At 74.0% G+C, this 13,577-nt stretch carries 10 protein-coding genes; 7 read left to right on the forward strand and 3 right to left on the reverse strand.

Features of this window, described 5'->3' with window-relative positions; genetic code table 11:
• Window positions 1-85: 85 nt before the first annotated feature.
• Window positions 86-1,363 carry an acyl-CoA dehydrogenase family protein gene (locus ACZ5OX_RS18890; protein WP_465631159.1) on the reverse strand — a complete coding sequence of 426 codons (1,278 nt, stop codon included), beginning with the start codon at window positions 1,361-1,363 and terminating at the stop codon, window positions 86-88.
• A 413-nt stretch (window positions 1,364-1,776) separates the two neighbouring features.
• On the opposite strand from ACZ5OX_RS18890, the gene ACZ5OX_RS18895 reads away from it, so the two are divergent.
• From ACZ5OX_RS18895 to ACZ5OX_RS18905, 3 genes are all read left to right on the forward strand, one after another.
• Window positions 1,777-2,850 carry a GAF domain-containing protein gene (locus ACZ5OX_RS18895; RefSeq protein WP_465631161.1) on the forward strand — a complete coding sequence of 358 codons (1,074 nt, stop codon included), beginning with the start codon at window positions 1,777-1,779 and terminating at the stop codon, window positions 2,848-2,850.
• Between the two features lie 397 nt (window positions 2,851-3,247).
• Window positions 3,248-4,840, forward strand: a complete 1,593-nt coding sequence (locus ACZ5OX_RS18900) for a lipase maturation factor family protein (RefSeq protein WP_465631404.1) — start codon at window positions 3,248-3,250, stop codon at window positions 4,838-4,840.
• 299 nt (window positions 4,841-5,139) lie between these two features.
• Window positions 5,140-7,689 (forward strand): hypothetical protein, encoded by a 2,550-nt coding sequence (locus ACZ5OX_RS18905; protein ID WP_465631163.1) that lies wholly within the window; start codon window positions 5,140-5,142, stop codon window positions 7,687-7,689.
• 87 nt (window positions 7,690-7,776) lie between these two features.
• Here ACZ5OX_RS18905 and ACZ5OX_RS18910 read toward each other — a convergent pair whose 3' ends face one another.
• The gene (locus ACZ5OX_RS18910; protein WP_465631165.1) at window positions 7,777-8,817 is read right to left on the reverse strand and encodes a transglycosylase SLT domain-containing protein; all 1,041 of its coding nucleotides are present in this window, start codon (window positions 8,815-8,817) and stop codon (window positions 7,777-7,779) included.
• 50 nt (window positions 8,818-8,867) lie between these two features.
• Window positions 8,868-9,689 (reverse strand): helical backbone metal receptor, encoded by an 822-nt coding sequence (locus ACZ5OX_RS18915; protein WP_465631167.1) that lies wholly within the window; start codon window positions 9,687-9,689, stop codon window positions 8,868-8,870.
• A gap of 320 nt (window positions 9,690-10,009) precedes the next feature.
• On the opposite strand from ACZ5OX_RS18915, the gene ACZ5OX_RS18920 reads away from it, so the two are divergent.
• The 4 genes from ACZ5OX_RS18920 (at window position 10,010) to ACZ5OX_RS18935 (ending at window position 13,551) form a co-directional block, all read left to right on the forward strand.
• Window positions 10,010-11,110 (forward strand): ABC transporter substrate-binding protein, encoded by a 1,101-nt coding sequence (locus ACZ5OX_RS18920; protein ID WP_465631169.1) that lies wholly within the window; start codon window positions 10,010-10,012, stop codon window positions 11,108-11,110.
• A gap of 3 nt (window positions 11,111-11,113) precedes the next feature.
• Complete coding sequence (locus ACZ5OX_RS18925) at window positions 11,114-12,202, forward strand: FecCD family ABC transporter permease (protein WP_465631171.1); 1,089 nt, start codon at window positions 11,114-11,116, stop codon at window positions 12,200-12,202.
• Complete coding sequence (locus ACZ5OX_RS18930) at window positions 12,199-12,999, forward strand: ABC transporter ATP-binding protein (RefSeq protein ID WP_465631173.1); 801 nt, start codon at window positions 12,199-12,201, stop codon at window positions 12,997-12,999. The genes ACZ5OX_RS18925 and ACZ5OX_RS18930 overlap by 4 nt, the downstream gene beginning before the upstream one ends.
• 120 nt (window positions 13,000-13,119) lie before the next feature.
• Complete coding sequence (locus tag ACZ5OX_RS18935) at window positions 13,120-13,551, forward strand: hypothetical protein (RefSeq protein WP_465631175.1); 432 nt, start codon at window positions 13,120-13,122, stop codon at window positions 13,549-13,551.
• Window positions 13,552-13,577 lie beyond the last annotated feature (26 nt).

Below are 13,577 nucleotides of genomic sequence, written 5' to 3' on the forward strand. Positions count from 1 at the left end.
GTCCCCGGAGGTCGGGTGAGGCCCCCGGGGAGAGGCCGCCAGGAACAGGTCAAGTACCGCTCGTGGCGGGGCGGGCGGACGGGTCTCAGCCCGCGAGTGGCATCGGCAGCACCCGTCCGCCCCGTCCCGGCGGCTTCTCCACCGGGGCGTCCCGCTGGGCGGCGAGTTCGTTCCAGGCCCAGCTGGTCAGGTCGGACAGCTCCGCCGACCACTGCTTGCCGTACGTGCCCGAGGCGAACTGCCCGAGCCGCAGCCGCTGGACGTCGGAGGTGCCGGCCGGCGGGTAGACGTGGGTGGCGTCCCTCAGGTAGCGCTCGATGCCGAACTCGGGCTGGAGTCCGCGGGCGGCGTGGATCTCCATGGCGTTGCGTGCGGAGTCCAGCGCGTACTCGGTGTTGATGAGCTTGGCGTTCATCAGCTCGGCGTCGCAGGCGCGGCCGTGGTCGAGCAGGTGGGAGGCGTGGTAGGCGGCGAGTCTGGCGGTCATCAGCCGGGACTGCATCTCGCCCAACTTGAGCATGATGTTGGGAAGTTGGTTGATCGGTCGGCCGTACAGGACGCGCCCCTCGGCGAACCGGACGGTGTCCTCGACGACCGCGGTGTGGATGCCGAGTGCGACGGCGGCGAGGTTGATCCGCCCGTAGAGGGTGGAGGAGGAGTAGGCGACGTCCAGGCCCTGCCCCTCCCGGCCGAGCCGGTTGGCGGCCGGAACACGGCAGTCCTCCAGGAGGATCTCGCCGAAGCTGAAGCCGTGCAGCCCGCTCTGCGACCCGGGGGAGCCGGTGCGGAACCCCACGCGGTCGCTCTCGACCAGGAAGGCGGACAGGCCCCGGCTGCCCCGGCCGGTGCGCAGGACCACGCCGTGCACGTCCCCGATGTGGGAGTTGCCGACGAAGCACTTGCGGCCGTTGAGCACGTACTCGTCGCCGTCGCGGACCGCGGTGCCGGTCATCCCGAGCACGTGCCCGCCGGACTCCGGCTCGGTGACGGCGATGGTCGGCAGGCACTCTCCGGAGGCGAACTTCGGCAGCCACTTGCGGCGTTGGGCCTGGGAGCCGTAGTGGAGGACCTTGGCCACGCCCAGCTGGGAGGCCTGTGCGATCGAGCCCGCGGCCCCGCTGACCCGGGCCAGCTCCTCGATGATCACGGTCTTGGCGACGTGCCCCAGGCCGAGGCCGCCGAACTCCCGCGGGATGGTCACGCCGATCCAGCCCTGGCGGGCGATCTCCCGGGCCAGCTCGAACTCGATCTTCCGTTCGGACTCCATCCCGGCCACCCTCGGACGCGCCACCTTCTCCGCGAAGTCACGGACCTCGGCGCGAAGGTCCTCGTGACGGTCGTCGGTGAAGTAGTCCATCGCCATTGCTCCGGTCCTCTCGATGCGTGTGGTGCCGTGCCTCCGTCCGTGCCGTCGATGCCGCTCCGGCGACGCCCTCGGGGGGCGGTGGGGGTGCGGGAGGTCCGGCCGGTCGCCCCGGTGCGATCGGCGCATGCGTCACGGGGCGGTGTCCCGGCGACGGGCGCCGTCCGTGTCTTCGGCAGGGCTCATTGTTGTATGGGGCACCGGGGCATCCCAGAGTCGATCTTGGATTGGCGGGAATCGGTCCGTCCCGGCCGGGAGGGGTTTCGCCCGGACCTCGGACGGGAATCGAACTTCGCTTCCGTGACGGTCCGTCGACCTGTCGTTCACATGCGGTTTTGACAAGCCATCGGCAAGGTCCACGAACGCCCGATCGAAGCGGTCCAGCCGTTCTGATGTCTGGTTACATGTGCGCCATGACTGATGTGATGAGCACTCAAGGCCAGTTCCCGGGTGCCTCCGGGGAGTCCGCGCGAACCCGCAGGCTGCGCGGCCTTGGGCTCAACGACCCGTCCGCGGACGAGGCCTTCGACCGCTTCGCCCACCTGGCAGCCAGTATCACGCGCGCTCCCATCGCGATGGTCAACTTCATCAACGACGAGCGCCAGATGTTCCGGGGGCTCTACATCCCGCCAAGTTCGGCCGACGCCCCGGCCGAGGACGGGTCGTCCTGGGCGGACCGCGGCATCGCCTTCGACCTCCCCACCCGCGAGATGCCGCTGAGTCACGGCTTCTGCCCGCACGTGGTCGCCCAGCGCTCCCCCCTCGCCCTCGACGACATCCTCGCCTACCCCCGGTTCGCCGGGAACCCGGTGGTGGACGAACTCGGCGTCCGCGCCTACCTCGGCGCCCCGCTCGTCGACGACACCAACACCGTCATCGGCACCGTCTGCGTCCTCGACCGGGAACCCCGGCAGTGGGGGCGCGAGCGGCTGCGCGACATCCAGCACCTCGCCGAGGCGCTGCTCTCCGAGATCCGGCTGCGCGACAGCCTGCTCGCCCAGCGCCAGGAGATGTTCGCCGCCTTCGACGGCTCGCCGTTCCCCATCATGCTCACCGAGGGCCCGGGCCAGGAGATCCGGTACGCCAACGCCCAGCACGCCGACACCTTCGGCGCGCCGACGGCCTACGGGACGATCGGCGCCGCGTACCCGCTGCTCGGCGCGGCAGGCCTCGAACAGACCGTCGTCGAGGCCTACCACACCGGTCGCACCGCCGTCCTCGACGACGTCCGGATCCAGTCCGCCCGCCCGGACGCCCAGCGCGGCCCACAGGTCTTCAGCTTCACCTGCACCCCGCTGCGGGCCGCGCTCACCGGCCGGATCAACGGCGTCCTCACCGTCGGCATGGACATCACCGCCCGCTCCCGCACCGAGGAGGAGCTCGGCACGCTGGCCGCCCTGCTCGTCGACCGGCTCCAGCAGAGCGGCGCCTCCGTGCCCGGCCGCTCGGCCATCGCCGGCGAGGCCGGACCCCGCCTGCCCGGCTGAACCCCGGCCGGTGCGGACCGTCCACCACCGTGGCGGGCGCCTCTCACCCCCGTGGAGAGGACCCCGCCACGGTGCGGCCACGGTGCCGCCACGGTGCCGTCCGGGGCCGGGAGTTCACCGGGAGCCCACCGGGGCCCGCCCGAGTCGGAGCCGAGCCCTGCCTGAGTCGGAGCCCGCCGGACCCGAACCCCGCCCGAGCCCGCCCGAGTCGGAGCCGAGCCCTGCCTGAGTCGGAGCCCGCCGGACCCGAACCCCGCCCGAGCCCGCCTGAGTCGGAGCCCGCCCGAGCCCGCCGGGCCCGCCGTCCGGGCCGAGCGGGCCGAGCGGGTGAACCGACCCCGTACCACCGCCCCGACCGGCCCCGCGCCCGGGGTGCCGGGTGGTAGGCATGGGCCGCATGGACTGGTTCGCCGCCCCCGACTACTGGCTGAGCCGACTGCTCGTCCAACGCCTGCTCGCCGCCCTCTACCTGATCGGATTCCTGGCCGCCGCCGCGCAGTTCCGCGCCCTGATCGGCGCCGACGGCATGCTGCCCGTGCCCCGGTTCACCGCCCGCGTCCCGTTCCGACAGTCACCCGGCCTGTTCCACCTCCACTACAGCGACCGGTTCTTCGCCGCCGTCGCCTGGAGCGGCGCCGCCCTCGCCGCCGCCGTGGTGGCCGGGCTCGGCGACGCCGTCCCGCTCTGGGCGTCCGTCCTGCTGTGGACGGCGCTCTGGGGCCTCTACCTCTCCATCGTCAACGTCGGGCAGACCTGGTACTCCTTCGGCTGGGAGTCCCTGCTGCTCGAAGCCGGCTTCCTCGCCGCGTTCCTCGGCAACGCCGACACCGCCCCACCCGCCCCGGTGCTCTGGCTGATGCGATGGCTGGTCTTCCGGGTCGAGTTCGGCGCCGGACTGATCAAGCTGCGCGGCGACAGCTGCTGGCGTGACCTGACCTGCCTCCAGTACCACCACGAGACCCAGCCGATGCCCGGACCGCTCAGCTGGTTCTTCCACCACCTGCCCGCCCCGCTGCACCGGGTCGAGGCCGCCGCCAACCACGTCGTCCAACTCGTCGTACCGGTCTGCCTGCTGCTGCCGCAGCCGGTCGCGAGCTACGCGGCCTGCGCCGTCCTCGCCACCCAGCTCTGGCTGGTCGCCTCCGGCAACTTCGCCTGGCTCAACTGGCTGACCATCGCCCTCGCCCTCGCCGCCGTGCAGCCCGCCCGCCTCGGCCTGCCCGTCCACGCCCGCGCGTACCCCGGCGCGCCGGTCTGGTACGAGGCGCTGGTGATCGCGCTGACCGCCGCCGTCGTCGTGCTCAGCTACTGGCCGGTGCGCAACATGCTGTCCCGCGGCCAGGCCATGAACCGCTCCTTCAACCGGCTGCACCTCGTCAACACCTACGGCGCCTTCGGCAGCGTCAACCGGCTCCGCCAGGAGGTGGTGGTCGAGGGCACCGACGAGGCGGTGCTCACCCCGCACACCGTCTGGCGCGAGTACGGCTTCAAGGGCAAGCCCGGTGACGTCCGCCGACTCCCGCGCCAGTTCGCGCCCTACCACCTGCGGCTCGACTGGCTGATGTGGTTCGCCGGCATCTCGCCCGCCTACTCCCGCCCCTGGTTCCTGCCCTTCGTCGCCCGCCTGCTCGCCGGCGACCGGGCCACCCTGCGCCTGCTGCGCCACAACCCCTTCCCGGACGCCCCGCCGACCCACGTCCGGGCGACCCTCTACCTGTACCGGTTCACCGATTGGCGCGAACTGCGGGAAACCGGCGCGTGGTGGCACCGAACCGCGCTCAGCGAGTACCTCGCGCCGGTCGATCTGCGGGCCCTCGGCCGGGCCGGGTACCGGCCGCCGCTCGGCCGGCGGGGCCCGGCGGGAGGCCGGGGCGTCCGGGAGGTGCCGCTGGGCCGGTTCCAGCGGTCCGGCCGCCAGTCCGGCCGCCGGTCCGGGCCGTCCGGGCCGTCCGACGGGGGACGGCGCGGGCCCCGCGGAGAGGAGCCGTGAGCAGCACGGACACCCGTCCGGAGCAAGGACGGACCAAGGACGGACCAAGGACGGACCGCCGTGCGGACCACCCGTGCGGACCGCCCGAGTGGCGGCCAGGCGGGCGGTATGGCATACGACACCCGCCCATCCGGACGGTGGGTGCGTGCAAGGCTCGAACGGGCACCCGTATTCTGGGCGTCCACAACCGGCAGCCCGACCGCGCGCCCCCTTGCCCCGCCCCAGGGGCGACCCCGCGCACCCGGTCCGCCGCCCCCTCGCCGCCAGCCCCGCCGTCGTCGCCCAGAACCGGACCTCACATGACAGTGCTTCACTCGCGCAACGCCGACGCAGCCGACCCGGCGGACGTCGCCGACGCCGCAGACGTCAAGGACCCCCAGGACGCCGCCGCGGAGCCCGACCTCCGCGAGGACCTCGGCCGCTACGCGGAGCTCGGGGCCTTCACGCTCACCGCCGAGACCCACGCCTGGTACGCGGCCGTCGACACCGTCGCCACCCCCGAGGACGCCCGCGCCGCCTCCACGGCCCTCGCCGAGCTGCGTGGCAGCGACCTCCAGCAGACCCGGGAGGCCGTCGCCGCCCTCGCCGCCGACGCCAAGCTCGAAGAGCCCGACACCGTCGCCAAGACCGCGCTCCTGGTCGAGATGCTCCAGCGGGTGCACCGCACCTCCGCGACCCTCTTCCCCGCCGCGTACGACGCCGACCTCGGCGCCCTCGCCGCCGCCACCGCCGACAGCGCCTGGCGCCGCGAGAACGGCGTCAAGCTCTCCTGGCTGCGGGGCCGCTCGCTGCGCAAGCAGGCCGTCGCGCTCGCCATCGACCGCCGCATCCGCCGGGAGGACCTGCACGAGGCCCTCACCTCCGCGGAGATCGAGCGCCGCGCCTGGGCCGCGCTCGCCCCGGTCGGCACTCTCCCGCGGGTGCCCACCGACGGCGCCCTGGTCGACCGCACCGCCCAGGCCTTCGAGGCGATCAACACCGGCCTGCGCGGCCTCGCCCGCCTGCTGCCCGACCACGACCTGGACGGGCTGCCCTTCGCCGAGCTGATCGACCTGGTCGAGCGGCTCGCCGCCGACGAGGGCACCCTCTACCGCCTGCCCACCATCCGAGGCCTGCGCGTCGGCCTGGAGGAGGCCGGCCTCGCCGACCTGCTCGCCGAACTCGCCGCCGCCAAGGCCGACCGCCGCGCCGCCGAGGCCGCCTACACGGCCCGCCAGGCGCTCGCCGGCGGGCAGCGGGACGGGCTTGCCGACCAGGCGGCCGCTGTCGCGGTCGAGGAGACGGTGGTCGAGGAGCAGCCGGGTACCGAAGAGACCGCGGAGGCGGCGGCCGAGACTGCGGTTGAGGTCGAGGTCGAGGTCGGCGCCGAGGTCGACGGTGGGACCGGTGCCGAGGAGGCTGCGGCCGAGCAGTCCGGGACCGACGAGCCGGGGACCGAGGAGTCGGTCGACCGGGCTGACGCCGAGGCGGCTGCCCTGCAGGCGCTGGCCGCCGGGCAGCGGGACGGCCTCGTGGAGGAGGTCCCGGTCCTGGTGGCGCCTGTGGCGGAGTCGGCCGACGACGCTGCTGCGGCGACTGTGACCGAGGCTGACGAGGTCGAGGCCGACGTCGTGGCGGAGGTCGAGGTAGAGGTAGGGGCGGAGGCAGAGACGGCGTCGGACGCGGGTGCCGCTGACGACGAGCCGCCGGCGGCGCAGGCCGGGGAGGAGACGCCGGTTGCCGTGGTCTCCCTCCCGGCGCCTTCCCCGGCGGCCGACGACCTGGTGGCCGCCGCGACCGCCGCTCTGGCCGAGGCCGCGGACGAGCCGGCGGCGGAGGTGGAGCCGGAGGACGCCCCGGTCACCGAGACCGCCGAGGTCGTTGAGGCCGTAGAGGTCGAGTCGACCGCTGCCGAGGTCACGGTCGAGGAGCCGGCCGTCGAGGACACGGTCGAGCCGGTGGTCGAGAACGAGCCTGAGGCTGTCGTCGCGGAGCCCGCCGTGGACGAGCCCGCCGTCGCGGTCGAGGAACCGGCCGTTGAGGTCGAGGAGGCCGCTGCTGAGGTCGCGCCGGCGGCCGAGATCGAGATCGAGACCGAGCATGAGGCCGAGACCGAGGCCGTAGCGGCGGAGCCTGTCGCCGAGGAGTCGGCCGAGGTCGAGGGTGCCGATGCGGCTGTCGAAGCTGCTGAGGCTGAGGTTGAGCCGGTCGTCGAAGCCGAGTCCGAGTCCGAGTCCGAGCCTGAGGCCGTAGCGGCGGAGCCTGCCGCCGAGGCCGCTGAGGTAGTCGCCGAGGTCGAGCCCGAGGTCGTCGTGGCGGAGCCTGCGGTCGAGGAACCGGCCGTTGAGGTCGAGGAGGCCGCTGCTGAGGTCGCGCCGGCGGCCGAGGCCGAGGCCGAGCCTGAGGCCGTAGCGGCGGAGCCTGTCGCCGGGGAGTCGGCCGAGGTCGAGGGTGCCGATGCGGCTGTCGAAGCTGTCGAGGCTGAGGTTGAGCCGGTCGTTGAGACCGAGCCCGAGACCGTTGTCGAGGAGCTCGTCGCCGAGCCCGAGGCTGTTGCCGTCGAGGTGGCGGAGCCGGTCGTCGAGGCAGAGGAGCCGGTTGTCGAGGCCGAGCCCGTCGTCGCCGAGGCTCCCACCGCCGAGCCGGAGGCCGACGCCCGTCCCGCGAAGCCGGACTTCACGCCCGGTCGCCCCGTGACCGCCTACTCCGCCGAGGAACTGCTCGCCGTCGTGCGGTGGGTGGACGGTGACGGTGTCGAGCGGAGCGACGAGGAGCTGCTGCGGGCGGCCATGAAGGAGCTGGGCTTCGCCCGCCTCGGCCCCCGGATCAAGGAGGCGCTGGGCGCCGCCGTCGCCGCCGCGCGCGGCTGACGAAGTACGGCCGCAGGGCCGGGGGCCCGGGACGCGAGCACGCGTCCCGGGCCCCGTCGTGTTCCGGAGGTGAAACGGTGCCCTCCGTCAGCCGGCCTTGTTCCACGGCTGGCTGGACATCAGCGCCTTCACGTTGGCGACGTACGCCGGGTTGGGGATGGCCAGGCTGCCGACGGCCTCGCCGGTGGCCGGGTCGATGACGACGTTGTAGTGCACGTTGCCCGCGCCCGCGTTGTACGCGGAGACGACCAGGTCGAGCAGTGGCGTCTTGCCGGTGGCCGGGTCGGGGGAGAGGTCGTACTTGCCGCCGAACGAGGAGTCGCCGTAGTAGGCGACGAGCCAGTCGAGCAGCTGGGTGCCGAGCTGGACGTTCCCGGCGAGGGTGGCGGGGTCGGAGGTGGTGCCGAACTTGCCGTTCATCCAGCTGACGGTGTTCGGCATGACCTGCATGGTGCCGATTCCGCCGTCGCAGGCGACGATGCCGGACTGCCAGCCGCTCTCCTGCCAGGCGATCGCCTTGACGAGGTTGACGGGCAGCGGCGGGAGCTGGTCGGTGCCGCCGCTGCCGAGCCTGAGCGTCCGGGACTGGCCGGCCGCCGCCCCGAGCGCCGCGCCGACGGCCTCCTTGGCCTCGTCCGGCCGGGGCTTGCTGGGCGCGCAGCCGCTCTGCGCCGGGGGCACGTGCGGGGTCGAGGGCGCCGGCGGTGGAGGCGCGACCGGGCCGGGCTTGGCGCTCGGCACCGGCGCCGCGACGACGGGCTTGGCGACGGGCGGCTGGGTCGTCACCCCGGCGGGCGGGCTGCCGGCTCCGGCCTTGGCGGTGCTGCCCGGCTGCGTGCTCGGGGAGGGCTTTCCGAAGGTGCCCGGGCCGGTGCTCTGTCCGGTGCCCAGGCCCTGGGTGGCGGCGGGGCTCGTGCTCGCCGGTGCGGTCGGGCTCGGCGCGGTGCTCGCGGACGGGCTCTCGCTCGGTGTCGCGACGGGCGAGGCGCTCGCGGCCACCGGGGTGCCGCCGGACGACGCGTCCCGGTGACTGCCGGCATGCTCGGTGCCGCAGCCGGCCAGGACGGCGGCCGAGACGGCGGCGGCGGACATCAGGCTCAGGGTCCGCCCGGTCGTGCTCACTCTCATGTGTGGTCCCCCCACTGGTCACCGGCGGCCGCCGGTGAGTGGCGGTCATCCTACGAGGTGCCCCTGCCACCAGGACCGAGCGGGTGGTCGAGGGCCCGCCGAAGCACGGCCGGGGCCGTCACCAGCGACGGCCCGTACCAGGTCAGGTGTCGTCCGCTGACCAGTGCCGCCGGTGTGTCCGGGAATGCCTCCGGGCCGTCCTCGGCCGTGAACCGGTACGGCTCGTCCGGTAGGACCACCAATTCCGGCCGACAGGCGATCAGTTCGGGAAGCGGGACGGCGGGGTAGCGCTCGGGGTGGTCGGCGTGGACGAGCCGCAGGCCCAGCCGGCGCAGCAGGTCCCCGGCGAAGGTGTCGCTCCCGAGGACCATCCACGGGCGGCGCCAGATCGGCACGACGGTTCGCGGGCCGTCGGCGTCCGGAGGAGTGCCGCCGCTGCCGACAGGGGCCCAGGCCGCCTCCGCCTTGTCCAACCAGGTCGGGCGGGGCAGCCCGCAGGCGGTGGTCAACAGCCGGTCCAGGGAGCGGAAGGCGTCGTCCAGGGTGCGGATGTCGGTGACCCAGACCGGGACGCCGGCCGCCCGCAGCGCGTCCAGGTCGGGGCGCCGGTTCTCCTCGTCGTTCGCGAGGACGAGGTCGGGTGCGAGCGCGAGGACGCGCGGGACGTCCGGGTTCTTGGTGCCGCCGATCCGGGTGACGGACAGGTCGGCGGGGTGGCTGCACCAGTTCGTGGCGCCGACCAGCAGCCCGGGCGCGGTGGCGGCGACCGCCTCGGTCAGCGAGGGCACCAGCGAGACCACCCGGCGGGGCGGGCGCGGCCCGAGCCGGACGGGGAGGTCGAGGTCGTCGCGCGGGGCGGTGGGGGCGGCCATCCGGCCAGCCTACGTCCGGCTCCCCGGCGAGGGGGCCGCGCCGCCGACGACCGGTCGCGAATCGCGGGGAACCGGCCGCCCGGGCCGTCCGACTACCTGGTCCGGGTCCGCAGCACGGGCCCTCGGCACGCACGAGCACCGAGTGCCAACGCCGAGCACCGAACACCGAACACGCAAGCACCAACACCGAGCACCGAACACGCAAGCACCAAGCACCAAGCACGCAAGCACCAAGCACGCAAGCACCAAGCACCGAACACGCAAGCACCGAGCACCGAACACGATCGCCGAGCGCGATCACCGACCAGGAGAGAGTTGTCATGCGCCCTCGCGTCGTCTGCGGAATCGCGGCCGCCGTCGCCCTGTTCGCCACGGCCTGCGGAAGCGGGACCGGGGGCGGGCAGAGCGCCTCCGTCACCGTCCAGCCCGCCCCCGGTGGTGGATTCCCCGTCAAGGTCGCCGACTGCGCGGGCAAGGAGACCACCATCGCCAAGGCGCCCGCCAGGATCGTCACCAGCAACGCCTCCAGCCTGGAGCTGCTGCTCCGACTCGGCGCGGGGGAGCGGGTGATCGGCACGGGCTTCCCACCCGGCAAGGGCACCCTGCCCGCCGATCTCGCCGAGCAGGGTGCCAAGGTGCCGGCGCTCGGGGACAAGGGCATAGCCAAGGAGAAGCTGCTCGGCTCCGGAGCCGACCTCTACGTGGACACCTTCGGCGCGATGCCGATGATGGGCGGCGGCGCCACCGGACCGAGCGAGGAGGAGTTCGCGGCGGCCGGCATCCAGCACGTCTACCTGCTCTCCACCGCCTGCGCCGGGACACCGAAGGCCACCAAGGCGCCGCGCACCGACCTCGCCGGGATCGAGGAGGACGTCCGCCGGCTCGGCGCCGTCACCGGAACCGCCGCGCGCGCGGAGGAACTGGTCGCCGGGATGGAGAAGCAACTCGGCGAGGTCCGCACCGCGCTCGCCGCCGTGCCGGAGGCACAGCGGCCGAGCTACTTCGTCTTCGACTTCGACGCCGGCACCAAGCAGCCGGTGGCGGTCTGCGGCCGACAGGTCGCCAACGCCGTGATCAGCCAGGCCGGGGCGCGCAACGTGTTCGCCGACTGCGACGCCGACTTCAAGCCCGGCTCCTGGGAGGACGTGGTCGCCAAGAACCCGGACTGGATCCAGCTGGCCGTGCGCAACCGGGGCAGCGAGGAGGCCACCCGCAAGGCCTTCGACGAGGCCGAGGCCTTCCTGAAGGACTTTCCCGCGACCCAGGGCCTGAAGGCCGTCCAGGAGGGGCACTTCGTCCGGCTCGGCTCCGAGGTGACCACCATCGCGGGGGTCCGCAACGCCGACGCTGTCCGGCAGATCGCCGCCACCATCCGCCCGGACCTGGTCAAGAGCCCCGGCCTCGCCAAGAACGGGCAGTAGCCGGTGACTTCGGCCACCACCCGGAAGGAGCGCGGCGACACCCGCCCGGCCCGCAACCTGCGGGCCGGGCCGCTGGCCGCCGCCCTCACCGCCGCCCTGGTACTCGCGCTGACCGCCGCCGTCTCACTCGGCTCGGTGGACATCCCGCCCGCCGAGGTCTGGTCGGTGGTCGCCCGCCGACTCACCGGCCGGGCCCCCGAACCCGGCACCCGCGACCTCATCGTCTGGCAACTGCGCGTCCCACGCGCCCTGTTGGCCGCCGTGGTCGGCGCCGGACTCGGCCTGGTCGGCACCGCCGTACAGGCCCTGGTCCGCAACCCGCTCGCCGACCCCTACCTGCTCGGCATCTCCTCCGGCGCCTCGCTCGGCGCGGTCGCCGCCATCGTCCTCGGCACCACCCTCGGTCTCCAGCTCTCCTTCGGCAGCGCGCTCGGCCTCACCGTCTCCCTGGCGGCGTTCGCCGGCGCGCTGGCCGCGTTCTCACTGGTCTGGCTGATGGCCCGGCGCGGCGGCGGCTTCTCCCCGCTGCGGCTGGTCCTCGCGGGCATCGGCATCGCCCAGTTCCTCGGCGGCATCACCAGCTACCTCGTCCTGCAGACCCGCGACGAGCAGCAGACCAGAGGGGTGCTGTTCTGGCTGATGGGCAGCCTCGGCGGCGCCGTCTGGGCCCAACTCGCCCTCCCCACCGTCGCTGTGGCGCTCGGACTGGCGCTGCTCCAGGCCCGCGCCCGGGGACTCAACGCGATGCTGATGGGCGACGAGACGGCCGCCGGGCTCGGCGTGGACGTCGCCCGGCTGCGCCGCGAGGTCTTCGTCGTCACCAGCGTGCTCACCGGGGTGCTGGTCGCGGTCTCCGGGGCGATCGGCTTCGTCGGACTGATGGTGCCGCACGTGTGCCGACTGCTGCTCGGCGGCGACCACCGGCGGCTGCTACCGCTGTCCGCGCTGACCGGGGCGCTGCTGCTGGTCGTCGTCGACACCGTGGCCCGCACCGCCCTGGACGGCCAGGAACTGCCGATCGGCGTGGTCACCGCCGTCCTCGGCGCCCCCACCCTGCTCTACCTGCTGGACCGACGACTGGAGCGCAGTTGAGGATCGCCGTCGAGGACCTGAGCGTCGCCCTGGCCGGCCGGACGGTGCTGGCCGGGGCCAACCTGATCGCCGAGGAGGGAGAGATCGCCGGACTGGTCGGGCCCAACGGCAGCGGCAAGTCCAGCCTGCTGCGCACCGTCTACCGGCACCTGCGGCCCAGCGCGGGCCGAGTGCTGCTGGCCGGTCGGGACCTGGCGGAGCTGCGGCCCGCGCAGTCCGCCCGGCACATCGGGGCGCTGCCCCAGGAGCGCGGCGGAGACTTCGAGTTGAGCGTCCGCGAGGTGGTCGCGATGGGCCGCACGCCCTACAAGCGGGCCTTCGCGGCGGACGACGCCGAGGACCACCGGATCACCGCCGAGGCGCTCGACCGGGTCGGCATGGCCGAGGCCGGCGACCGCCGCTTCGCCCAACTGTCCGGCGGCGAGAGGCAGCGGGTGCTGCTCGCCCGGGCGCTCGCCCAGCAGCCGGACGTTCTGGTGCTGGACGAGCCGACCAACCACCTGGACGTCCGGCACCAGGTCGAGCTGCTGGCCCTGCTCCGGGAGCAGCGCCGCACGACCCTGGTGGCCCTGCACGACCTCAACGCCGCCGCCTCGGTCTGCGACCGGCTGCACGTCCTGCACCGTGGCGCCCTGGTGGCCTCCGGGGCGCCGCGCGAGGTGCTGACCGCCGGGCTGCTGGCCGAGGTCTTCGGTGTGCGGGCGGCGGTGGTGGAACACCCGCTCACCGGCGACCCGTTGATCGCCTTCGACCACCGTGCCCCGGCGGCGGACCCGGCCATCGCTCCCGTTCGCTGACCTGCGATGAGCCACCTGCGATGAGCCAACTGCGATGAGCCGACCTGCGACGGGGTGACCTGCGATGAGCCGACCTGCGACGGAGTGACCTGCTTCGAGCTGACCTGCGATGATGAGTCCATGGCCGTCATCCCCGTCGAACCCCGTCCGCTCGACGACTCCGAGCGGGCCGTGCTGGAACACCTCCTGGCCGCGGACTTCGCCGGGGCTCCGGCGCTGCGCGCCCAACTGGACCGGACGGAGGTGACGGCCGTCTGGGGCGCCGGGTCGGTGAGCGTCGACCTGCGGGTGTGCGGGCTGGAGCGTGACCCCGCCCCGGCGTTCGTGCCTCTGCCGGTCGACGCGCCCGTCCACGACGAATCCGGTGAATACGTCGGCGAGCTGCTGGTGTGGGCCGAGGGCGGCGTGACCCTGTCGGCGCTGGAGTACGCCTGGGTCACGGTCGAGATGCCGACCGTCCTGCCGCCCGTCGACCGGATCCGCGTCAGGGCCGTGGGAGGAGCCGCGGGCGGGGCCATGGGAAGCTGCGGGGTCGACGGCAGGGCCGGGTAGCGCAGGGGCCGCCCCCGGTACCACCC

This window comes from Kitasatospora sp. NPDC032121, assembly GCF_055580145.1.

Coding starts and splice junctions, on each gene's coding strand:
- ACZ5OX_RS18935 (WP_465631175.1), top strand. CDS start 13,120: ATGGCCGTCATCCCCGTCGAACCCCGTCCGCTCGACGACTCCGAGCGG.
- ACZ5OX_RS18895 (WP_465631161.1), top strand. CDS start 1,777: ATGACTGATGTGATGAGCACTCAAGGCCAGTTCCCGGGTGCCTCCGGG.
- ACZ5OX_RS18900 (WP_465631404.1), top strand. CDS start 3,248: ATGGACTGGTTCGCCGCCCCCGACTACTGGCTGAGCCGACTGCTCGTC.
- ACZ5OX_RS18890 (WP_465631159.1), bottom strand. CDS start 1,363: ATGGCGATGGACTACTTCACCGACGACCGTCACGAGGACCTTCGCGCC.
- ACZ5OX_RS18910 (WP_465631165.1), bottom strand. CDS start 8,817: ATGAGAGTGAGCACGACCGGGCGGACCCTGAGCCTGATGTCCGCCGCC.
- ACZ5OX_RS18915 (WP_465631167.1), bottom strand. CDS start 9,689: ATGGCCGCCCCCACCGCCCCGCGCGACGACCTCGACCTCCCCGTCCGG.
- ACZ5OX_RS18920 (WP_465631169.1), top strand. CDS start 10,010: ATGCGCCCTCGCGTCGTCTGCGGAATCGCGGCCGCCGTCGCCCTGTTC.
- ACZ5OX_RS18905 (WP_465631163.1), top strand. CDS start 5,140: ATGACAGTGCTTCACTCGCGCAACGCCGACGCAGCCGACCCGGCGGAC.